The following is a 21,317-nucleotide window of genomic DNA, read 5'->3' on the forward strand; positions in this document are numbered from 1 at the left end:
CAGATGGTTAGAATCCTGAAGTTTGCTGCACCGCGCTCCTCCATCGGGCGCGGTGCAGCATTACCTTTCCCTTATCAAGGCTCAGTACTCCGGTTGGACGAATCACCTCGCTTGATTCCTTTCCGTACAGGCTGCACCAGGAGTCAAGACAGTGGTTGTCCCTTCGAACGTTGCGCCAGTGATGGGTGTACTGCTATGCCTCGTGCTGGCCTCCTGCATCAGTCGTTACCTCAAGTCCCCCCGCATGAAAGGCCGCATCGGCGAGTGGCGAGTGCGCTGGATGGCGCGCCGACTCGGCAAGCAGGGCTATCGGGCCTTGCACAATGTCACCCTCAAGACCGAGAGCGGCACCACCCAGATCGATCATGTGCTGCTGTCGCGTTTCGGCTGCTTCGTGTTGGAAACCAAGAACATGAAAGGCTGGATCTTCGGCAGTGAGCACGAGGCGAACTGGACCCAGCAGTTTCCTCGCCAGTCGTTCAGCTTCCAGAACCCGCTACGTCAGAACTACAAGCATCTCAAGGCACTGGAGACGACGCTTGGCGTGACTCCCGAGCATCTGCATTCGGTGATCGTCTTCGTAGGCAGCGCCAGGCTCAAGGGTGAGATGCCAGCCAACGTGACGCGCGGGTCTGACTTCGTTTCCTTCGTACAGTCGTTCAAAACCCCCGTCTTCAGCGAGGCGCAGGTCGAGGCCATGCATGAGGCGCTACTGACGGGACGACTGGCGCCGACTCTGGCGACGCAGCGTACCCATGTACAGCACCTCAAGCAGCGCAATGCTCCAAAGGCCAGACGTGAATGCCCGAAATGCGGCAGCCGGATGGTGCTGCGCACTGTCAAATCCGGTGTGCGTGAGGGCCAGCAATTCTGGGGATGCTCGGCCTATCCGGAGTGCCGAGCGACCCAGGCGATGTGATGCCACGGATTTATGGAGCCAGTGCGGCAATTATTCGGCGCAGGCGGACTCTGAGTGCAACACCGCAAGTGATGGAGGGTGATGCATCGAGGTTGGGCTATCTCTAGCCCACCGACCACCTGCGCTTTGGCTTCGATAGGCGACAGCCAGTATGCGAGTATGCGGCCTTAGCCTTCAGCGTCGCTTCATCAGCTCTAGAAGTACCTCACCATGTATCTCACCCAGCACGTGCGTGTAGTGATGTGTCAGTGTTTGAGAGTTGCGGTGCCCGATCAACTTGGCGAGTAACTCGAGACGGTGACCTCGTGCCTTGGCATCTTTTTCCAGTACGTCGTAGACCGCTCGGCGGCAGTTCGCTAGTGCTGCAGGAGTGAAGGACCAATGTCCTCGGCAGGCGGAGGAAAGGCGATCCAGAAGCTGCGGGTAGTCGTCGCTGTAGAGGCGCAGTACGAGCCACGAGATTGCATTGTGCCTCAAGAGATGAAAGTCGAAGTGGATGTCCTCCAGCTCCAATCCGGGTGTGAGAGCACCGCGGAGAGACTGCCGGGCCCATGCCATGAGCGGGGTCAGCAAGCTCTCTCTTGAATAGCCTAGCGGAGAGCTTTCTGGCCCCAGCAAGGCAATGTTCTTCAAACGCTGCTGGCCAGCAAAGGACTCTCGGCGTCTATCAATCCACTCTCTCACCAGCGTCATCAACTCTGGGGATATCAGAAGATGAAGAGGAACGCTGCGCCGAGCATTTGCGGTCTTCCCAGCATGGATTTCTACGTAACAGTAGGTGGGGCCGTCCTCTCCCGGCTGATTGATGATGACGTCATGCAGTGTCAATGCCATGACTTCTCCAGCTCGCAGGCCCCCGTAGTAGCCAAGGAGGAAGGCGATCAGCCAGCTGCGCCGCAATCCACTCCGTCTTCGGGAGAGCGCCCGGGTAAGATGTTCCGCCTCGTGCGGCATGATCAGATGTGTACGCAATGTACTGATGAACCGACCTCCCTCACCCTGCACGGGGGGAATACCCGTTAATCGATCGTTGCCTTGGCAGAAGCTGATGAACTGATTGAACGTCTGGAAGAAGTTGTGGGACGTCGAAGTGTCCCAGCCTTTCTGAGTGGGTAGCTGCTCGCTGATTGCCTCCATCAGCTCTCCATCCCAGAGCGTCAACCATGGGATATCGGGCAACATCATCATGGAGGTGGGCGTCAGACGACTCAGGTAAGTCCTGAGCGTGCTGGCTTTGTTGCCTTGAGTGCTCGATTGATAAGACAGCCATAGCAGTATCCAGAGTGGGTAGCTGTCTTCGCCCAGCATGTGTATCAGCTTCTTCGCGTAGCGAGACGTAATGGCGTCATGCCGCTGAATCGCGGATTTCCCTCTGGGGGGTATCAGACCTTCATGCTCCAGTTCGGTGATATACGCATACAGTTGGTTGCCTGCTTTCACATACCAGTCTGTTGATAGTTGATCCTGCCGGTATCGAGAGGAGGTTGATGGTGACGATTCGTTACTCCAGTCGCCTCCTCCCATAAGGAGTTCAGGGGTGTGAAGATCGGTCTCGATGTCTTCCGGTTCAGAGACATTCATTGCTCCAGAAGCGCTCGACGTACCGGAGGTAGGGAGGGGGGCCGCCGATAAAAGGAGGCTTTCGTCATGCTGCCAAGGAGAACGCCAGCTACACACTGGTAGAGGGTAGCGCCGAAGCAGCTGTGACCAGAGGGGTGCAGGGCCTAACAATGTCGTGCATCGAAAGGCATGACGAAGCAATGATCGGACACTCTTCAGCGAAGCGGAGGAACCAGTCCTGCGTGGTGCCTGGCTATCTAGCAGCTGTGACAGACCGGTGACCAAGAGCTGATCCAGATGGGTAGCTCGCGCTTCCAATGAACTGTTCAGGTCCAGCGTAGCATCCGAGGAGAACCACCATACATCGGCTTGCTGGGAGGAGGTGGCTGGTGATGGGACAGGGGACTGACGGCAAGCCCTGAGTAGCCTCCTGAGATGATTCGGGATTTTTAGCCGGTAATGGGCTGGATGTGTTCGAGGTAACCCTGGCAGGCAGCCGATGAACCAATGGTGGGGACCGCGCTTGATGTTCAGGCGTGGCAGATGCTCTGAGCTCAAGTTCAGCAGAGTATGGCGAATCACTTCTTCCTCCATCCCCAGCAGGGTACCCATGCTCAAGGCCAAGAAGAGAAGAGACTGCTCTGGCGTACATTGGTTGGCGGGAATGCGCTGCAGGGCGCGTACCGAATCCAGCACCCGTTGCTGAACCTTGATATCTCGTGATGAGGTAGCCGCGGATGAGGGTCTGACCGGGCGTTTGATACTGGTCGGAATCGTAGCCTCGAAGTCAGGCTCTCGGTTGAGATGAGTCAGTACAAGCGCGACTTCCTTGGTGACCTTTCGGGAGCTGAAGTCAAGTCCAGTTTCCTTGGCAAGCTGGATGGCGTTGCGAATCAAGGCTTGTACATCTCGCTGGTTCAAGCGTGTGGCATTGTGTCGAGCGCGAGACGGCTTGGTGGAAGGCACACTTTGCGCTCTAGCCTGTGCTCTGGTTACCTTTTTCTTATGCCGTCGCCAGGCGTAGCGCGCGACATTCTTGCGGAAATGTCTGAGCTCTTCAGAGGAGGAGAAAAGGCGATGATCTGGATCATCCCAGCGACGGAATATCCTACCCAGTGTTTTCGAAAGCTCGACCGGAGACAGCTTCGGAGTTGTAAGCTCTTGGTGCGTGGCCTGGGCAGGTACATCGGTTTTCTTCCGAAGGTCAATGGGGGTAACAGCGCTCATCCTCTATCTCCTTGAATGGCTGGTCCGGCGTGCTGAATGGGCCATGGGAGGTCGTCTCTGTGAAGCAGATCCGGTGTCAAGCCGCATAGTCTGGCGATATCGGTTAGTGCGCTTCGTGTCGCCGATTGAATCAGGTTCCGATCACTGGACGGGGATTGGAGTGAATGTCCCTGAGTGGTGTGTCCAGCGAGCGCGCTAAATTCAGCGTGAGAAAGTCGCGATTGGAGCGCGGTGATCATACTGTGGCGCGTGATATTGGAAGGCTGGCGGCCCCACTGGCTCAATTCAGTTGCCAAAGGCGAAGGCATGAATATTGGAAGATCCTTGAGCCACTGCCGCCAGTCAGCATGCTGCATGCATTGCTGCGTCAACATCATTGTCGAGGCATCGAACTTCCATTGAACGGGGTAGGCGATTTGCTCATCCCCAAGAAAATCTCCCTTACCACCCTGGCGTTTCCACCATCGTTGCCATTCCTCCCGCCACTCATGCTGAAGCCTGAGCAATGCGCCAAGGGCAGGGACAAGTGGAATTTGGCGGCTTTCCTGTGCCCGAGCCGAATCCTTGTCGCGTAGCCAGAGCGTATTTTCCAGCTGCTCACATTGGGTTTTGGAGCCAATTGGGCGAGCCAAGGTGCAGAGCTGCCATGCAAGTAAGGTCAGCGCTCCCAGTATCTGACCTTGCCGGGCAATGGCTTCGCCGACTGCCCGTAAGTCGCTACTACGATTCCCTTGTGAGGTAATCAATGAGGTAACCAGCATGGCGTGGTTCTTGGTAAGTTGCGTCAGCAAATGAAGCGGACGTTTGAAATAGCTCGGCTCCTGGGCTTTTGTGGATCCCACGGTGTGATCTTTGCGAGGTGTACGACAGTCTTCTTCTAACAAGGGAAATAGGCCAAGCGCAGCTTGAGCCGAGAGAAAAGCCTTCTGAATCTTGTGCAGAGGTATCGTTCGATACGTTGCCGGGGCAGATAGTGAGAGCGGGAGCTCGCCTCGCAACCAGGTCGCGATCACTTCATCTTCACAGGCAGGCACCACCCAATGATGATGACTGGCGGACACGCGCCTCAACGTCAGAGTACTTCCGGGACGGTTATCCCCCCAGCGCTTGAGTCTTTTCTCGATCAGTGATTTCAGTGCTTTGAAAGGCTGGGCGCCGGGGAGCCATACCTTTTCGGCCATGAGTGACTGATTGAGAGCGTTGGGCAAGGGCAACGTGATGATGGTTTCGGTAGGTGCCTTGTTGACAGAGTAGTGGAGTAGCCCCTCCTCCGGTGACCAGCTGGGAATTTGATCCAGCGTCTGGCAGATGATCCACTCACGATTGCTGTCGCTATTGAGGGGCAGCTTGGGGGATCGGGAGATTACCGTCGTCTGCAGCAAGCGCTCAGGTGCTATTCCACTGCAAAGTAGAATGCCAAGAAATGCCAAGGCTTGTCGGTTTGCAATGACACTCTCGGATTCTATGAGAAATTCCTCATCTTTCGGTGGTTGGAAGATACGTAAAGCTGCTAGAACCTCTTCTTGTGGGCGTAGGCTGATGTCTGCAGATGTCTTGAGACTGCGGGCCTGTTGCAAGAGCTGAACGCGTTCAAGGTGAAGCGCCTGATCGCCTTGTGAAAGCAGTGTGTTATGGAATAGCTCTTTCACTGGGTCGAGGGGTGAGATGCTGCTTTGGCTTAGGTCATTAGATGATGATTCATTCTGATGTTCATTGCCATCCGTGAGCTCTTCATCATCCTCTATTAAGGCATGGTCAAGTGCTTGTATTGACCTGTCAAGGGAGCGATAGTCGGTATATTCAGCATGGATTTTGTGAGATTTGTCACTGGCCCAAAGTGGCGAATCACGAAGAATGGTATCGACATGTTGGCGTCTTTTTTGATTTTCATTGCGAGCTCTATGCTGTTTTCTTATTGGGCTACGAGTGAGCTGGCTCGACTGATAAATTTCGTCAAGCAAAGCGCGTGTCGCTTTCTTATTGCGCAGATGGTTGGGATGCTCCGATGAGCGGTCCGTTGCTGTATCATAGGCATGAAGAAACTGTTCGAGCAGCTTCAAATCAGCATCGGAAAAATGTTCGGGAGGAGGAACTAACTGCTCTCCCAGGGTAGGGGAAATGGGTCTGGGAAAGCTGTTGTGAATATCATCCAGGTCACCCCAGTCAAGTAGCCGTTTGAGCGTCTTTCTAAGCTCAAGTATCTGGGTGTAGTATTTTATGGCAGAGCCACGTGTCACAGTATGATAAGGCTGACCGAAAATCAGTCTAAGCAGCTTTCGGATACTGCTTACGCGAGGATCAGTGAGCGACTTAAATCGGTAATTTACCGTATAATGAAGGCAGTGAGACATTCTATGATTTCGATGTGTCTCGTCCTCCATAAAAAATTCGCTTCCTAGGAACTCCTCTACTTGGGACACAAGGTCTGGCATCGAGTAATCGTTGGCAAAGAGTCGAGCGCTGAGGCGATATTCTGAGGCAATCAAGGGAGGGAGGCTCCCCTTGAGCCACTCCAGTATAAGGGGCCAGCGGGACCCGATCGCATTGAGGTCGTAATTAGCCAATATTTGGTCAGGTAGTTGGTGTTCACTCACGCGAGAGCCTCCTGTTAATCAGTCAAGCGAATTTGAAAGTGTAAGTCCCATTTGCGGATTCGAGTCGGTTTCCTCCTTGTTATTCGAGTGCTTGCTTTTTTCTTTAGCGTTGCTTTTCTTATTGATATCTGGTTGCTGCTTCCTATTATCTTTTCGTTTACTATGAGCGTTTTTATTATTTTTTTCAGCAGCAGTAGCAGCGTGTGCCGTATTCCTATCTTCAGATACACCGCTTTGGTGAGTATTTGTATTTTTATTTATTTCGTTCATAAATTTCCTGATCGAGTCATCAGAATAACGATGCCTGAACATTGATGAGATTTGCTTGCGTGTTATTGGCAAGTTTTGTTGAGTGACTACATTGCTCCATGCGTGTTGTAATCTTTCATCATTAATGAAGTTTCTGAGTATAGTGTTCCATAACTTCTTTTCGTTAATTCTGATATCGCCAGTGGAATGTAGGTTGTGGATATTGATCCATTCCCAGCCAAGCTCGAGCAGAGGCTGTAGCACCTGGTAATAGAATCTCACCACCTGGACTTCATCTTCGTTGAGTCTGCCGATATCGATCTCGATGCAAAATACACTTTGTGAGACGGGCACTTTCTGTGTGGATACGATGGCTTTGATGACATGAAAATTCACGAACTCCTCGGAAGTGTGAGTCGACTGAACGTTGCTGCGGAAGCGGACAGGCGCTAGGGGCAGGTTCTCTGTCGCGACTGTTGGTCGAAAAGCATGCTCCTCGCTCATAAGCTCGGCGGTGTCCACCTCGAGTACTCGCTGATGGATGACAAGCGTCTTGTCAGCGCTGATTTTCACTAGTGACGGTGTATAGGTAGCATCTGGCATATTGATGACTCCAACAATAGGCAAAGGGGGGCCGAGACGTATGAGAGAATCATTCGTCGAGTTCATGTCCAGCAAACGCGAGTAACTTTGAGTAGTGATGATCAGTCGAGCAATACACCCGACCTGTAGAACGATATTTCTGGGAGTGCCGCCTCCTGATATATCCAAGCTGAATCAGTGTGTACTAATAGCATAACTCAAGTGGCAAGAATCTAAGGTATCTTTTAACCGTCAAAATCGACCGTTTCGAGAGCATTAGGGCTTTTTGACGTCAAACTTGGTAGATATTTTGTATTACGAGTTCTTGAGCGATTGCTTTTGTCAATTCATCGATTATTGAACGGTAATGCATTGCTCATGTATATCAAAAGTCGTTGGCGCTGTTTTCGAAGGGGTCTGCGACCCGAATGTACTCCGTCAAGGTGCTGAGATGTCTGTGACCTGTCACGCGTTGTATCTGCTCCAGGCTCTTCCCCCGCAGATGAGCTTCAGTGATCAGGCCAGCACGCATGCTATGTGTGCTGAATCCGCGTGAAGCCAGGTTTGACCGCTCAAGCCCCCTGATCAACGCATTCTGAAAAGCAGTTCGAGAGAGTTTCGAGCCTCCTGGCCTGCCGCCCAGCGAGACGCTGCGAAATACCGCACCTCTCTGGATATGGGCGGCTTCCAGCCAGCGATACAGGAGATTGACGGGGCAGTAGGGGAGCGAGGTATCCGCATGGTGAATGGCTTTGACTTCATGTCGTCCTTCTTGATTGGTCTTGCTGCGGGAGAGCCTGACCAACACGCCTCGTGTATCCCATGTGAGGTGCTCGACACGAAGGTTGAGGACTTCGCTGTAACGAAATGCTCCATAGAACGTCAGGCAGAACATGGCGGCGTCGCGCAGATCTCGCAACTCGCTCAAATCCAGGCTATTCAGCAGCTGATGCAGATCGTCTCGCATCAAAGCTGGTGCACGTTTCACCGGCACTTCATTGAGGCGTGCACAGCCGCGCATGACCCCCTTGATCATTTGCTCATTGCCCAGGGTGGGGCAATTCATGACAAGGTGCCAACGCCGTAACGAGCACAGCTGTCGCTTGAGCGTATTCGGTTTATAACCGTCCTCGAAACACCGGGTGAGGTAGTTGGCAATCTCCGTGTCGGTGCTGGGGAGGGTGCCGCCACGTCTGAGAAACATCCGTATGTCGCTTTGGAAGGCTCGGATGGTACTCGGTGCAAGGCTTGCCATGATCAGCTTTCGTGCCGAGACCGTCAGGCAAAGCCCCGGCAGAGAGTCCTGGTTTCCCTGATAGGGGATCACTTGCATTGCCTGATGCCTCCGTCTTTGAGGCGGGTGGATGCCTGTCGGTGGTCTGGACACCATGAGGGATCTCCATCGATGTCGAAAAGTTGGAATGAGGGCCGATATGCGCTGTGAGGTGGCCATCGAATTTCACGCTATCACCCTTCGTAAATCAGCCAACCCGAAATGCATGCCCTAGAAAGCATGGAGAGTTGAGAGTCACGCATATGCAAGGTTGTTCGAGCAATCCCACTGGTAAATGTGAGATTTGTAGATGTTATACTTAGTATTAAGCTATAAAAAGTGAGATTATCTGGTAATCGCGCGGGCGTGGCTGCCGAGCCGCCTCCCGTAATCAGAGCGATACCAGGCGCGCCAAGAAGGCGTTGGAGAACGCCACATCATTTGCCAGATCAAGAGTGATCTCTCGTACTCCCTCTGAGAAGCTCACACACTCACTCATGGGGGCCTGAGCATGTGGCGCGCCATGCATGTCAATCGTGGGGAGTTCACCGCACGTACCGGGGTCGTTGGAGGCTATCGAATCAGTGGCTGGAGAGACGATCGGGGCGGGTAGTGTCGGGGAGGAGAAGGAATCCAGTTGGATCGCAGCATGCTCGTCGGGCAAGTCGTCAAACAGTCGATAGGCGTAGTGTCGTAACGTGCTTTCGTTGAGGGCATAGAAATAGCACGCATCATCCTGTGCATGTCGACGCCGTATGATCCGGCCTAGCACTTGGCGAAAATACTGTTCGGTCCTGACGTGGCTGAGATAGCAACATACCTGCAAGCGGGGAATGTCGATCCCTTCACTGACCATGTTGACGGAGACAATCCACGAAGTATGACCGTAGCGAAACGCCTCAAGTCGTGCGTGCGCTCCTTCTGTCTGGCTGGTTACCAGGCACACCGTCTGTCCCATCTGTTTCAGACAATCAGCGATGTCTTCTGCATGAGAAATGTTGGATGCCACCACCAATCCTGCGGCGCTCGGGTCTTTCTCCTGAAGCTGTCGCAAGCGTTGGCAGCTGACGTCCAGCAAATGCTGCTGAGGCCCGGGGTGACGCAGCAAGGCGGCGTAATGCACCGCTGGGTGACGCAGCAAGGCCGGGATGCTTTGGTAATACAGTGTCTCGCGCTGCGCCTGCTGTTCTGCCACCAGACGTATGTCGTCGTTATCTATCAAATAGATCTGGGGAGTACGGCAGACATCATCCTGGATGGCATCACGCAGGGGATAAGTGAAGTCTGGGATCAGCGCGAGGCGGTCATTGTCGGCCGATGGCAGGGTTGGCACCGATGGCTCGGACGCTGAGGCGGCTTCATGGCTCGGTGCCATATAACGCAGCATCGGAAGGCAGCTGCCATCAGTGCGCCAAGGAGTGCCTGACAAGGCGAGCGTAAAGCGAACATCGCGCTCCAATGCCAAGAGTGCCAACCCCCATTGATTGGCGCCGGTGGCTGCCGAACTGGTGTAGGCGTTTTTTGCGGCGCATGCTGTCGCGCCGGCGGCATGGTGGCTTTCGTCCCAGACCAGCAGGACACGCCCTTGGCGACAGAGTTGCTTGAGGTCCTCCAGGCGGAAGCTGAGCGCTTGATAGGTCAGCGCGATACCGATGTCCCCCAGCCTGCCCTGCATGGGCCGCCCCAGAATTTGCGAAAACGTCTCGCGTGCACGCTCCACCACGGCAGAGGTGGGGCCGAGATAGATGACGTGATCAATGCTCCCGTTGAGAATCAGCTCCTCAGCCAGGACGGCGGCCATCAGCATCTTGCCCGCACCCGGGGTGGCCTGGCACAGGAAATGGGGCCGCTGATCCGAAAGCCGTTGAAGCGCTGTCTCAATACAACGCGCTTGCCAGGCTCTGAGTGTCGGGCTTGTCAGAGAGGGCAGTAATCGATTGATCTGACGCGGCGTCATGAGGCACCTCCAGCATGGCGTTTTGCAGAGAGCGCCAGCACGGCAGCCAGTTGTCCCTGGAGTTCGCAGGCGCGCTGAATTGCATCCTCCTGGAGTGGAGCGATGTCGGGTTTCGCCTCCGGATAGTCCTTTGCCAATTGATAGAGGTGCTCGGCTTCCGCGCTCGCGGCCCGCATGGATTTTTTCAAGGCTCGACGTTGTTCCTGCAGTGCTGCATCCAGCGGTAGATGCGATGTGCCATCGGTTTTCGACGTGGCAAGATCCTGTCGATTGCTCGGCAAGGGGATATCCGGTGAGCGCTCCGAAGTGCCATCGATGAGTTGATAGACGCGGCGACGCTTGCCGATGGTGTCGGATTGCACAACGTGACCATCAATGACCAGGCGATCGATCAGGTCACCGACCCGCTGCAGGACAATAATGGGTTTATAGCCCGCCAACTCTGGATGTTTCATCAGCTCGTTGCGGCAGCTGACTTTCGTGAAATGAGTCGGTTTATCCTTCAAGGCTTTCAGCCACTGCTGGAAGTGCTGTTTGATCAACTGTCCTCGCCGATAAGCTGCGGCAGTCGATGAATCCTGGAATGTGGGAGTGCTCGAGGTGTGAGGGGGAGGAGAGCGACGCTGGCTCTCTGAGGTGATGGTAGATGTCGAGTCGTGTGACACCGAAGTCTCGGGCGTCTGGGAAGACTCGGCTATTGCCTTGCCCGTATCAGAGGGCGCAAGAGGAGTAGATGAGGGTGTTGGTGTGGTGTGAGAAGAATTCGAGGTCATGACAGCACCTCGCTGCAGTCGCAAGCGATACGTGCGCGACAGTCTTGGGAAGGGGGATCGGGATAGCCGCCATAGGGGGTGGGTAGATCGGGGCTACGCGGAGATGCCGTAGTCTGGATGACCATGGTTGAAGCTCCTTGGATATGGGAGCCGCTCCCGCTGTCGCCAAACAGTGATGGGGGCGGCCGTACACGGGTTGGCGAACCGGCATCCAAGAAACCGGCAGACCCGGAGGTCTCCCGCGCACGACCGCCATAACGCATGGCAGCCACAAAAAAAGCGCCAACCATGGTCTGGGGCGCTTGTGCGCCTTGGATGATTTCGAGTCGCCAAACCCGATCGAGGATTTTGCCTCGATAAACCAAATCTAGCAGATGAAAGAGAGGTCGTAAATATCACCCATCGGCAAAAGAGACGTCTATTCGAGGTTGATCTCAATATCGCGAAAATTCGCCTCTGGCGTGGCACGTTGCCATGGCATTCCGTCGAGGGAATCGGGAGAATGCTGCCTTTCTTTCAGCCGCGTAGCGAATCGATAGTCATGACGGAGTTGGTGGATCGGCCTTTGGCCGGAATTGTTCTCAGATTGCTGTCCGGTGTGTTGTTCACCGGCATGATGGTGTGTGTGAAGGCGGTCAGCGAGACGGTGGAAGTGGGGCAGACGGTGTTCTTTCGTTCGGCCTTTGCCTTGATTCCGATCATGATCTTCATGATGTGGCGCAAGGAGTTCCCGCGTGGTCTGGCGACCCGTCGACCGGGCGGGCATCTGCTGCGCTCCGGATTCGGTGCGGCCGCGATGTTTGCCTCCTTTGCGGCGGTGGCCTTGCTGCCCATCTCGGAGGCGACGCTGCTGGCACAGTTGACGCCGGTCATGATGGCCGTGGGTGGTGTGGTCTTGCTGGGGGAGCGGTTCAGTCGGCAACGGGCGTTGGCGCTGGGGCTGGCCTTGGCGGGAGTATTGGTGCTGATTCTGCCGTCGCTGAACCTCGAGAGCAGTACCGGCAATGTGACCGGCTACGTGCTGGGGGTACTCTCGGCACTGCTGACGACTGGCGCGTTGCTGACGGTGAGGCGTATCTCGCGTACCGAGACGGCCGGAGCGATCGCCTTCTATTTCATTCTGGTCTCGGCCTTGGCAGGCCTGGCGACGCTACCGATGGGATGGGCGCCGCTTTCCCAGGAGGCGCTGGGGCTGTTGGTGCTGTCGGGATTGTTCGGGGGGGCCGCGCATATCTGCATGACACTGGCATTGCGCTACGCTGAGGCGTCCCGCCTGGCACCCTTCGAGTATGTCGCGTTGCTCTGGCCGATTCTGGCGGACCTGCTGATCTTCCATGCCCCCATCTCGAGTGGCTTCCTGTTTGCCCTGCCCCTGATGCTGGCAGGAGCAGGGCTGGCCGCCTTCGAAGGGCGTCAGATCAGATGGCCTCTTCGACGATGAGCTGTGGCTGCCCCTGGGAGCAGGGCTCGATGCGGGCAGCCACACGATAGACCTCACGCAGTCGCTCCGGGGTGACCACCTCAGCGGTCGGGCCGCTGGCGATGAGGCGGCCGTTCTGAAGCAGCATGGCCTGGTCCGTGAAGCGCAATGCCTGGCCCAGGTCGTGCAAGGCGGCAATGATCAGCATGCCTCGCTCGCGGGCGAGGCGGCGCAGAATGGTCAACAGCTGCAACTGGCGATGCAGATCCAGTGCGGAGGTTGGCTCATCCAGCAGCAGAATCTCGGGTGACTGCACTAGCGCCTGGGCGGCCCCCACCAATTGGCGCTGGCCTCCACTCAGATCACTGATGTCCCGCTCGCCCAGCGCGCTGATTCCCAGATCGTCCAGTGCACGCTCTACCTCTGCCATGTCCTCAGGCTGAACCTTCAGGCTGCGGCCCTGCATGCGCGCCAGAAGTACCGATTCATAGACCGTCAGCACGGCATTGACGCCGGTATCCTGTGGCATGTAGCCGATGGGGCGCTGGCGAGTCGCGCCCTCGACGCGTGCCTCTCCACCGCCGTCGATCAACCCGAGGATGCGCCGGAACAAGGTCGACTTGCCGGCGGCGTTGGGCCCCAGCAAGGCCACCACCTGGCCCCCTTCGAAGCAGGGCGTCGTGACCTCCGCCAGAATCTGGCGGCGACCATAGTGGGCGGACAAGCGATCAAGCGTGAGCGTTACCATGAGGATGACTTCTGTCGCAGGATGAGGAACAGGAAGAAGGGAATGCCGACCAGTGAGGTGATGATGCCGATCGGGATCACCGTGCCCGGCAGGATGATCTTCGACAGCACCGAGCCGATCGAGAGAATCAGCGCCCCGCACAGGGCAGAGCCGGGCACGAAGAAGCGTTGATCTTCCCCCAGCAGCAGGCGTGCGATATGTGGACCGACCAGTCCGATGAAGCCGATGGTGCCGACGAAGGCGACGGCGATGGCAGCCAGTAGCGAGACCAGTACCAGCACTTCCAGGCGCAGCGCCTTGGGTTTGACGCCCATGCTTTCCGCCTTGGTATCTCCCAGACGCATGGCCGTCAGTGCCCAGCCATGACGTGCCAGTAGCGGCAGCACGATCGCCAGAACGCCGAGCGAGACCCAGAACTTGGGCCAGGTGGCCTTGGTCAGGCTGCCCATGGTCCAGAAGACCACGGCGGCCACGGCCTGTTGGCTGGCGAAGAACTGGATCAGGGCCATCAACGAATTGAAGATGAAGACCATGGCAATGCCGAGCAGCACGATGGTCTCGATCGTCACGCCACGCTTCATGCTCAAGGCGTGGATGAAGAAGGCCGTGATCATGGCCATGACGAAGGCATTGATGGGGACCACATAATCGATGGCGGCGGGAATGATCGCGACGCCAAAGGCCAGTGCCAGCGCGGCACCGAAGCTGGCCCCGGCCGAGATACCCAGGGTGAAGGGACTGGCCAGGGGATTGCTCAGGATAGTCTGCATCTGGGCACCGGCCACCGACAGGCTGGCACCGACCACCAGCGCCATCAGGGCGACGGGCATGCGAATTTCCCACAGGATGACTCGCACTTGATCACTGACGGAGTCCGGGGAGATCAATGCCGCGATGACCTCATCGAGCGGGAAGCGTGCCGGACCGAGCGACAGGTCCAGACACAGGCTCAGGAACAGTGCCACGCCCAGTGACACCAGAATCAGTTGTCGTTTGACCACCGAGGCGCGGTAGTGGCTCCCCCCTTGCGAGAGGGGAGCGGAAGAGGTGACATCATTCATCTTTCAGCGATACCCAGTAGCCAGGTGCGTAGTCCACGGGCAGGAAGCGTTCGTGCAGTTCCTGCATGGTGGCTTCCGGGTCAAGATCGGCAAACAGCTCCGGGTGGAACCACTTGGCCATCTTCTGAACCGCCACGAAGTAGTAGGGGCTGTTGTAGAACTGATGCCAGATGGCGTGGAAGTTGGCGTCGTCCACGGCTTGAATGCCTGTCATGGCGGTGCGCTGTGTCAGGGCCTGGAGCTTTTCGCGAGCGAGATCCTGATCAGCCCCCGGACCGACACCGACCCATTTGCCGCCCGGCACATAGGCGTCCCAGCTTCCCCCTGTCACGACGACATGCTCAGGGTTGGCGGCGATGATCTGCTCGGGGTTCAGGGTGCCGAAGGTAGAGGGAATGATGCCTTCGGCAATGTTGTGGCCGCCGGCCAGATCAACGTATTCGCCGAAGTTGCCCGGCCCGAAGCTCATGCAGCAGTCGTCGGAGTAGCCGCCGGCGCGATCGATGAAGACGTCAGGGCGCTGTGGGTCCTGCTTCGCGATGACATCGGTGACGCGAGCCATCTGTTCTTCGGTGTAGGCGATGAACGCTTCGGCCTTGTCTTCCTTACCTAGCAACTGGCCCATCAGGCGCATCGACGGCGTGGTGTTCGCGAGTGGATCCTCACGGAAGTCGACGTAGACGATCGGGATGTCCAGCTGTGCCAGCTTGTCGTCATAGGCCGCGTCCTCGGTTGCCTGACGGGCTTCCAGATTCATCAGCACCACATCCGGCTTCAGGGCTGCTGCCTGCTCGACATCGAAGGTGCCATCCTTGAAACCACCGAAGGTCGGAATCTTCTCGAGTTCGGGGAAGCGCTTGGCATAGTGGGCGTAGTTGTCCGGGTCGGCTTGAGAGAAGTCTTCACGCCAGCCGACCACCTTGTCGAAGGGAGACTCGGGCTCCAGCGCGCCCAACAGGTAGACCTGGCGACCCTCGCCCAGGATCATGCGCTCGACCGGGGCGTCGAGGGTGACTTGCCGGCCGGCAACATCTGTCAGAGTGATCTCATCGGCGACAGCGCCGAAGCTGGAGGCCAATAGCAGGCCGCCGGCTGTCATGGAAAGCAGAGGCTTCATGTGTGACTCGCTGGGAGGGTAAGGAAAATTCATCGGGCGCGTTGTCGCCCGCACGGCTGTGTTCGATGCGGGACAGGTTGCATCTCATTATCATCTGCGTTGCGATTATGAAGTAATTCCCGATGAGCGTCGATATGGTCCCTGTCGTCTCGTTTTCGTCGGTGTCGATACTTGGTGCTCCAGCAGGAAACGATTTGGATCGAGAGTGTCGGCCAACGGCACTGGCCCCCAGCAAGCAACGTTGTCTGGGGGCCAGCGAAGAGGGAAGAGCGGTCGGCCATCTGCTTCTGGGCTGTCACTACACTCAAGACTGCGATGACGTGCTGGAAGGGTGGTGTTACAGCCCGTGGCTCAAGATGGCTGAGGTCATTTGGCCGCGAAGATTTCCTTTACTTCCTTGTCGCGTACTTTCTTCGCCATGCCGGTCAGGAGCACCTTGAACAGCAGGCCACTCACCAGGGTGGAGAGCGTCAAGGTGAAGAAACCGGCCAGGATCCAGTCCACCAGCACGAAGCCGCTATTCGTCAGGGTCGGGTGATAGAACACCATGCCAGCGAAGACCACCCAGTGGCTGATGCAGAAGAAGCATTGGAAGAGGTGGCCGGTCATGTGGCCAAAGCGTTGTGCGTACTGACGCAAGGGCGCGAACAGTTCACCTTGGGTGATCGAGATTGCGATGCTGCTGGCTGCCAGGGCCATCACGAAGCAGGTCCATAGCGCGTTCAGTGTCTCGGGGGAAAATACGGTAGTCATGGGGATCCTTGTGTGTCTTCGTCAAAGTGACGAGTGGGAAAAGTGAGTGGGTCGTGCTCAATGTCTGTCGATGCGGGTGTCTGGTTCTCTCTTAGCCTTCTGTCTAGCGTGCGCTCAGCATCCGGTTGACACCTTGGGTGGCAGCATCGAGGGCGCCCGCAAGGTGACCCGGGAATCGCGGTGACCATTCACTGGCGATACCGAACAGACGTTGCTGCCAAGGGCCTTCATTGGCCTCCAGCAACGGCACCGAGACATGGGATGCCACGTCTTCCAGGTCTGCCGGGCTCGCGATGAAGGGTGAGGTTGCCCAGTCCTTGAGGTATTCCTGCCGCGGATGTGCCGCCTCAGCGCCGAACAGGCGCGCCAGCTGTGCGCGGCAGTGCTGGCGTAATGCGTTCGGCGTGATCTGACGTCGGTGACCTGCCGGGACTCCCACGAACCCGAAGAGTGCCCCGAGGCCTTCCCTTGGGCTGGCATCGTGAATCTCCACCATCGGGCCACGCGCGCTGCGTGCGACACCGGACAAGCCGGCCTCGCGCCAGAAAGGACGCTCGTAGACCGCAAGATACTTGGCGTGGGGCGCCATCCAGGTCGCGGTCTGCTGCCACTGTGCCGCAAGCGCGCTCGGCAATGCCGGCGTGAACTGGATATGCTGGAGTGCCTGACGTGGCGGAATAGCCAACAAGACCTGCTCCACTTCGCAGCTCATGCGTTGCCCGCTGTCATCTTCGGCACTCAGCGCAATCCCGTCTGGCAAGCGCTCGAGATGACGAACGATTTGCCCAGTCAGTATCTTGTCCGCAGGGATATCGCGTCGCAGTCGCTCGATCAGCGCCTCCATTCCTCCCACCACACGCATGGCGGTCAGCGAATCCCTGATGCCAGCGGTGCGCAGTGGGCTCTTGTCCGTGGCGCGCTCGAGGAGGCTGTCGCCCGTCACATGTTGTGCAAAGCATTCCAGGCCCAGTGTCTGCATCAGTTGCGCCATTTCGCGCTGATGCTCCGGCCAGAACCAGGTCGGCCCCAGGTCCAGGCGGTGCTGTGCCTCTGTCTCGGCAAGGGACGGCACTGCGGAAGCGATACGGCCTCCCATGACGTGCTGGGCTTCGAACACCCGATAGTCATGAATGCCATGCTGCTCCAGTTGCCATGCGGCATAGAGACCTGAGAGACCAGCCCCGATAATGGCAACGCGTGGCGAAGGTGTGTTCATTCATCCTCCAGAGCGATCAGATGCCCCGTCTTGAGGTAGAAGGTCGCTCCCTCTGCGCCGGCGGAAAGCGCCAGCGGTTCGCTGGCTGGCAAGCGCAGCCAACTACCGGCAGGGCAGGACCCGTGCCCTGGATGCAGGCAACCCTCCAGCACCAGCAGTTCGGCACCGCCAGTGTTGACCAACAGCGGAAGCTCGGCATGTGGCGTCAGGCGCTGCAGGCTCACCTGCTCGGTCGCACTGGTATACAGTGGGCAGATCTCGCGGCCATCCTGCTCATGCCAGTTGGCCGGGTCTCGAGTGTTGATGCGTATCGCTTCATGCTCTTCGGACGGCATCTGTCGCAGCTTGACGAAGATCACGCAGCCGTCGGTGCTGCTGGGGGTGTGGCGCGAGTCTGGCGGGTTACGCAGGTACCAGCCAGCAGGGAAATCCCGCACGCCATCTTCGGTGAAGGTGCCGGACAGCACGAGAATCTCTTCGCCTTGTGGATGCTCATGCGCTGAAAAGTGGGAGTCTGGTGCATATCGGACCAGGCTGGTGGCCCGTGCCTTCTCCTCCCCGATACGGTCCAGCATCATGCGCTCGACCCCTCCCTGGGGGGACGGCACCCACTGGTAATGATCCGGTGTGATGCTGGCACGTTGTGAAAAGTCGGCATTGAGGCGCATGTAGGGCATCTCCACGAGGGCGAGAGAGGGAAGAAAACCTTTTTCCATGTCTGGCGGTCATCACACTCGAGCGCCATGGTATGAGCAGAGCAGGACAGACACCTATGAGCTGTCACGATCCGTCTATGCGGCGTATTCTGGAAGCTGACTGAACATTCAACAAACGAGATTAACTAGGCAGTAGGGAAAGAAAAACTTTATCGCCATGACATCGCCCAATCATCTGAATGCTTTGCGTGCCTTCGAAGCGAGCGCCCGCCACAAGAGCTTTGCCGCTGCGGCAGAGGAACTGCACGTGACCCCTGCCGCTGTCGGCCAACTTGTGCGGGGACTGGAGGAGTGGCTGGGTGACTCGCTGTTTCATCGTGCCAACAGCGGCAAGACACGCCTTGTCCCGACGGAGCTTGCAGAGCAGGCACTGCCGGATATCCGTGCCGGATTCGAGAAATTGTCACTCGGGGTGGAGCGTCTCAAGGATGGCACTCGGCGTAGCGTGCTGACGGTGACCGTCAGTCCTGCCTTTGCCGCCAAATGGCTGTTACCACGCCTGCATCGGTTTCAGGCGGCGTGGCCGGACATTGATGTGCATCTGGACACCAATCACAAGCCGGTCGATTTCTCACGGGAGCGGGTAGATATCGGGGTACGCTACGGGCCAGGCAAGTGGAGGGGCGTGGTGGCTCAGGAGCTGATGCACGAAGAGGTCTATCCCGTCTGCTCGCCCCAGCTGCTGCGTGACCCTGAGCGCTTGAAGACCCCCGCAGCCCTGTTGGAGGAGACACTGATTCACGACTTGTCCATGGAAGGCTATGACGGCTTTCCGTCATGGAGCGGCTGGTTCAAGAAGGCGGGTCTCACGGATGCCGATTCATCGCGCGGTCTGCAGATCAACAACTCTGCCGCAGTGCTGCAGGCCGCGATCGATGGTCAGGGCATTGCGTTGGCACGTGGAGTCATGGTGCATGATGACCTTGTCTCGGGGCGCCTGGTCAGGCTGTTTGATGAGGTGATGTGTGCCTCCTCTCTGGCCTATTACGTGATCCACCGGCCCGAGGTCACTCAGGTGGCCAAGGTACAGGCATTTCGGGAATGGTTGCTGGAAGAGGCCGGGCTCAGCTGCCGAATACCTTCCATCCCGGCGTCGTGAATGGCTCTGTGGTCAAGCACATCGGGTGTGCCTAGAAGGTGCCCGAGGGCCTCTGATAGAAGGAAAAGGCGAAAATCCGATATTGCTGCATCCGGCTGCAAGACATGCCCGTATCTCCCTGCATCGAACGCAAGATGTCATGAAAACAGCACATGCAACACGCTGACCTGACAGCCTTGTCGGAATACTCAATCGACTTCCTCAGCGAAGTGATGCAATCGGAGATATCAGCATGCAGCAGGGTTCCCAGGCAGTGAATCAAGGGCGTTATGGTTATTACATCGGTGTATTTGGGGTGGTGCTCCTGCTCCTGTGGCTGGGGATCTACAAGTTCACGCCCACAGAGGCGGGATTGATCGAGCCGTTGGTGGCCAATCACTTTGCCATGAGTTGGCTGTATGACGTGATGTCAGTTCAGATGGTGTCCAATCTGGTCGGGCTGTCAGAAATCCTGGTGGCGATCGCCATGATCGTCGGTCTGAAGTATCGTCAGGTGGGCTACTATGCAGGGATTGCCGGCAGCGTCATCTTCCTCTCCACTTTGAGTTTCCTGTTCACGACTCCTGATATCTGGAAGGTCACGGATGGCGTACTGATCGCCAACTTCTTCCTGGTGAAGGACATTCTCTTCCTGGCAATTTCCGTCAGCATGGTGGAACGAAATCGACCGATCAACGCTGACTGATTTCTCTCTATGAAGTCACAAGGCGCTCGGCAATATTGCCGGGCGCTTTTTGCTTGTCTCACGCCTGGCTTGGCGGGGCCTCAGCCAGTCACATCCATGAGCTGGCTCACGACCCACTGATGCAGCGGGTCGTCGTTGTAGCGAGGGTGCCAGGCAGCGGTGACATCAAAGGGCTCCGGCAATGTTTCGAGTGCCAGCTCTACCAACTCACCTCCGGTGATCGCTCCGGCAGGGAGAAACGCTACTGAATCTGTGGCTTCCAGGTAAGCCGGGACGACCGAGAAGCAGGGGGCGGAGATCGCGACATTGCGGGCAAGGCCCTGCGCCTTGAACCAGTCATCCAGCGAGCCCTTCAGATTCGGGCGCGAGGGCGATGCAATGATGTTCGGGTGGCGGGCTATGTCCGCCAGTGTCACCGATTGATCAGCGATCGAGGAGTGCTTCGAGGTCATGCACACATGACGATCAGAGAAGAGATGCCGGCTGGGGTAGGACTCTGGCTGGTAGTTGGGAAAGGCGATGGCGAGGTTGACGTGATTGCTCTCCATCAAGGCAGTAAGCGACCGGTGATCCCATCTACCGCAGAGTCCTGAATTCCGTCACGTTAGATGTCCACCTATCAATAAGTGGACACTTATCATGACGGAATCAAGCGTGTTGGAAGTTCCTCGCAAGCGTCGCCGCTTCACTGCCGCCTTCAAGGCCAGGATCGTCGAAGCGTGTCAGCAACCCGGTGCCTCCGTTGCCGGAGTGGCGTTGGAGCACAGCCTGAATGCTAACCTGGTCCACAATTGGATCCGTACCACCCGTCAGCAAACGGCTGTGCCAGAAATACCGGCATTTGTACCGGTGCCCATGACTCGCGAGTTGTCACCGGCCACTCCCCAGCATCAGGTGGCGGACCCTATTCGCCTCACGATCCCGCACCCCAACGGCCCGATGGTCATCGAGTGGCCTGCCTCGGAGGCCGACGCCTGCCGATCTCTGATCCGAGAGCTGCTCGCATGATCCGCATCGACGAAATCTGGCTGGCCACCGAGCCGCTGGATATGCGGGCCGGTCCGGATACGGCCCTAGCCCGGGTGGTGAAGGTGTTCGGCGCGGCTCGCCCGCACTGTGCCTATCTCTTTGCCAACCGGCGCGGCAACCGTATGAAGGTGCTGGTCCACGATGGCCTGGGTGTCTGGCTGTGCGCCCGGCGCCTGAACCAGGGCAAGTTCCACTGGGCCGGTCACTGGCAGGGCGATCGTATCGAGCTTTGCCCCGAGCAGGTCACGGCACTGGTGCAAGGACTGCCCTGGCAGCGTCTCGGCGCCGACGGGGTGATCTCGGTCGTGTGATGAGCGGCACAGACTTGGCGGCCCCGCT

19 protein-coding genes are annotated in these 21,317 nt (G+C 57.4%); 6 read left to right on the top strand and 13 right to left on the bottom strand.

Translation table 11 applies throughout. The features are described 5' to 3' along the window. Positions 1-181: 181 nt before the first annotated feature. A complete protein-coding gene (locus tag FLM52_06825; protein NVN55502.1) occupies positions 182-919 on the top strand; it encodes a nuclease in 738 nt (245 codons plus the stop codon). Between the two features lie 174 nt (positions 920-1,093). Here the strand turns inward: FLM52_06825 and FLM52_06830 are convergent, their stop codons facing one another. The 6 genes from FLM52_06830 to FLM52_06855 form a co-directional block, all read right to left on the bottom strand. Then, positions 1,094-3,706: a site-specific integrase gene (locus FLM52_06830; protein ID NVN55503.1), complete on the bottom strand. Its 2,613-nt coding sequence runs from the start codon at positions 3,704-3,706 to the stop codon at positions 1,094-1,096. Continuing rightward, entirely contained in the window at positions 3,703-6,300 is a 2,598-nt protein-coding gene (locus tag FLM52_06835) for a hypothetical protein (GenBank protein ID NVN55504.1), read from the bottom strand. Before FLM52_06835 ends, FLM52_06830 begins: the two co-directional genes overlap by 4 nt. Before the next feature lie 18 nt (positions 6,301-6,318). Continuing rightward, positions 6,319-7,152, bottom strand: a complete 834-nt coding sequence (locus FLM52_06840) for a hypothetical protein (protein ID NVN55505.1) — start codon at positions 7,150-7,152, stop codon at positions 6,319-6,321. A 364-nt stretch (positions 7,153-7,516) separates the two neighbouring features. Beyond that, positions 7,517-8,584 carry a tyrosine-type recombinase/integrase gene (locus FLM52_06845; protein ID NVN55506.1) on the bottom strand — a complete coding sequence of 356 codons (1,068 nt, stop codon included), beginning with the start codon at positions 8,582-8,584 and terminating at the stop codon, positions 7,517-7,519. A 211-nt stretch (positions 8,585-8,795) separates the two neighbouring features. Next, a complete protein-coding gene (locus FLM52_06850) occupies positions 8,796-10,361 on the bottom strand; it encodes a helicase (GenBank protein ID NVN55507.1) in 1,566 nt (521 codons plus the stop codon). Further along, a complete protein-coding gene (locus FLM52_06855) occupies positions 10,358-10,903 on the bottom strand; it encodes a hypothetical protein (protein NVN55508.1) in 546 nt (181 codons plus the stop codon). The genes FLM52_06850 and FLM52_06855 overlap by 4 nt, the downstream gene beginning before the upstream one ends. Before the next feature lie 772 nt (positions 10,904-11,675). Here FLM52_06855 and FLM52_06860 point away from each other — a divergent pair. Beyond that, positions 11,676-12,575 carry a DMT family transporter gene (locus FLM52_06860; GenBank protein NVN55509.1) on the top strand — a complete coding sequence of 300 codons (900 nt, stop codon included), beginning with the start codon at positions 11,676-11,678 and terminating at the stop codon, positions 12,573-12,575. On the opposite strand, the gene FLM52_06865 is transcribed toward FLM52_06860, so the two are convergent. The 6 genes from FLM52_06865 to FLM52_06890 form a co-directional block, all read right to left on the bottom strand. Then, complete coding sequence (locus FLM52_06865; GenBank protein ID NVN55510.1) at positions 12,553-13,302, bottom strand: ABC transporter ATP-binding protein; 750 nt, start codon at positions 13,300-13,302, stop codon at positions 12,553-12,555. The genes FLM52_06860 and FLM52_06865 overlap by 23 nt on opposite strands. After that, positions 13,296-14,363 carry an iron ABC transporter permease gene (locus FLM52_06870; GenBank protein NVN55511.1) on the bottom strand — a complete coding sequence of 356 codons (1,068 nt, stop codon included), beginning with the start codon at positions 14,361-14,363 and terminating at the stop codon, positions 13,296-13,298. Before FLM52_06870 ends, FLM52_06865 begins: the two co-directional genes overlap by 7 nt. After that, entirely contained in the window at positions 14,356-15,480 is a 1,125-nt protein-coding gene (locus FLM52_06875) for an ABC transporter substrate-binding protein (protein NVN55512.1), read from the bottom strand. Before FLM52_06875 ends, FLM52_06870 begins: the two co-directional genes overlap by 8 nt. Positions 15,481-15,846: 366 nt before the next feature. Next, entirely contained in the window at positions 15,847-16,233 is a 387-nt protein-coding gene (locus FLM52_06880; protein NVN55513.1) for a DUF1360 domain-containing protein, read from the bottom strand. Between the two features lie 103 nt (positions 16,234-16,336). After that, positions 16,337-17,449, bottom strand: a complete 1,113-nt coding sequence (locus FLM52_06885; GenBank protein NVN55514.1) for an amine oxidase — start codon at positions 17,447-17,449, stop codon at positions 16,337-16,339. After that, on the bottom strand, positions 17,446-18,117 hold the full coding sequence (locus FLM52_06890) for an anti-sigma factor (GenBank protein NVN55515.1): 672 nt from the start codon (positions 18,115-18,117) through the stop codon (positions 17,446-17,448). Before FLM52_06890 ends, FLM52_06885 begins: the two co-directional genes overlap by 4 nt. Positions 18,118-18,322: 205 nt before the next feature. Here FLM52_06890 and gcvA point away from each other — a divergent pair, with 205 nt between their 5' ends. Together gcvA and FLM52_06900 are read left to right on the top strand one after the other, a co-directional pair. After that, a complete protein-coding gene (gene gcvA / locus FLM52_06895) occupies positions 18,323-19,264 on the top strand; it encodes a transcriptional regulator GcvA (protein NVN55516.1) in 942 nt (313 codons plus the stop codon). Between the two features lie 232 nt (positions 19,265-19,496). Beyond that, positions 19,497-19,949, top strand: a complete 453-nt coding sequence (locus FLM52_06900; protein NVN55517.1) for a DUF417 family protein — start codon at positions 19,497-19,499, stop codon at positions 19,947-19,949. An 80-nt stretch (positions 19,950-20,029) separates the two neighbouring features. On the opposite strand, the gene FLM52_06905 is transcribed toward FLM52_06900, so the two are convergent. Then, the gene (locus tag FLM52_06905) at positions 20,030-20,497 is read right to left on the bottom strand and encodes a hypothetical protein (protein NVN55518.1); all 468 of its coding nucleotides are present in this window, start codon (positions 20,495-20,497) and stop codon (positions 20,030-20,032) included. A gap of 91 nt (positions 20,498-20,588) precedes the next feature. Between FLM52_06905 and FLM52_06910 the strand changes: the two genes are divergently transcribed. Together FLM52_06910 and tnpB are read left to right on the top strand one after the other, a co-directional pair. After that, entirely contained in the window at positions 20,589-20,957 is a 369-nt protein-coding gene (locus FLM52_06910; protein NVN55519.1) for a transposase, read from the top strand. Then, positions 20,954-21,289, top strand: a complete 336-nt coding sequence (gene tnpB, locus FLM52_06915; protein NVN55520.1) for an IS66 family insertion sequence element accessory protein TnpB — start codon at positions 20,954-20,956, stop codon at positions 21,287-21,289. Before FLM52_06910 ends, tnpB begins: the two co-directional genes overlap by 4 nt. Positions 21,290-21,317 lie beyond the last annotated feature (28 nt).

Source organism: bacterium Scap17, from assembly GCA_013376735.1.
GTDB lineage: Bacteria > Pseudomonadota > Gammaproteobacteria > Pseudomonadales > Halomonadaceae > Cobetia.

What these genes read in the sequence shown, in the direction of transcription:
- FLM52_06845 (NVN55506.1), bottom strand. Translation starts at nt 8,584, where the DNA reads ATGGCCACCTCACAGCGCATATCGGCCCTCATTCCAACTTTTCGACAT.
- FLM52_06910 (NVN55519.1), top strand. Translation starts at nt 20,589, where the DNA reads ATGACGGAATCAAGCGTGTTGGAAGTTCCTCGCAAGCGTCGCCGCTTC.
- FLM52_06825 (NVN55502.1), top strand. Translation starts at nt 182, where the DNA reads ATGGGTGTACTGCTATGCCTCGTGCTGGCCTCCTGCATCAGTCGTTAC.
- FLM52_06860 (NVN55509.1), top strand. Translation starts at nt 11,676, where the DNA reads ATGACGGAGTTGGTGGATCGGCCTTTGGCCGGAATTGTTCTCAGATTG.
- tnpB (NVN55520.1), top strand. Translation starts at nt 20,954, where the DNA reads ATGATCCGCATCGACGAAATCTGGCTGGCCACCGAGCCGCTGGATATG.
- FLM52_06830 (NVN55503.1), bottom strand. Translation starts at nt 3,706, where the DNA reads ATGAGCGCTGTTACCCCCATTGACCTTCGGAAGAAAACCGATGTACCT.
- FLM52_06890 (NVN55515.1), bottom strand. Translation starts at nt 18,117, where the DNA reads ATGCGCCTCAATGCCGACTTTTCACAACGTGCCAGCATCACACCGGAT.
- FLM52_06885 (NVN55514.1), bottom strand. Translation starts at nt 17,449, where the DNA reads ATGAACACACCTTCGCCACGCGTTGCCATTATCGGGGCTGGTCTCTCA.
- FLM52_06840 (NVN55505.1), bottom strand. Translation starts at nt 7,152, where the DNA reads ATGCCAGATGCTACCTATACACCGTCACTAGTGAAAATCAGCGCTGAC.
- FLM52_06865 (NVN55510.1), bottom strand. Translation starts at nt 13,302, where the DNA reads ATGGTAACGCTCACGCTTGATCGCTTGTCCGCCCACTATGGTCGCCGC.
- FLM52_06900 (NVN55517.1), top strand. Translation starts at nt 19,497, where the DNA reads ATGCAGCAGGGTTCCCAGGCAGTGAATCAAGGGCGTTATGGTTATTAC.
- FLM52_06905 (NVN55518.1), bottom strand. Translation starts at nt 20,497, where the DNA reads ATGGAGAGCAATCACGTCAACCTCGCCATCGCCTTTCCCAACTACCAG.
- FLM52_06870 (NVN55511.1), bottom strand. Translation starts at nt 14,363, where the DNA reads ATGAATGATGTCACCTCTTCCGCTCCCCTCTCGCAAGGGGGGAGCCAC.
- FLM52_06850 (NVN55507.1), bottom strand. Translation starts at nt 10,361, where the DNA reads ATGACGCCGCGTCAGATCAATCGATTACTGCCCTCTCTGACAAGCCCG.
- FLM52_06875 (NVN55512.1), bottom strand. Translation starts at nt 15,480, where the DNA reads ATGAAGCCTCTGCTTTCCATGACAGCCGGCGGCCTGCTATTGGCCTCC.
- gcvA (NVN55516.1), top strand. Translation starts at nt 18,323, where the DNA reads ATGACATCGCCCAATCATCTGAATGCTTTGCGTGCCTTCGAAGCGAGC.
- FLM52_06880 (NVN55513.1), bottom strand. Translation starts at nt 16,233, where the DNA reads ATGACTACCGTATTTTCCCCCGAGACACTGAACGCGCTATGGACCTGC.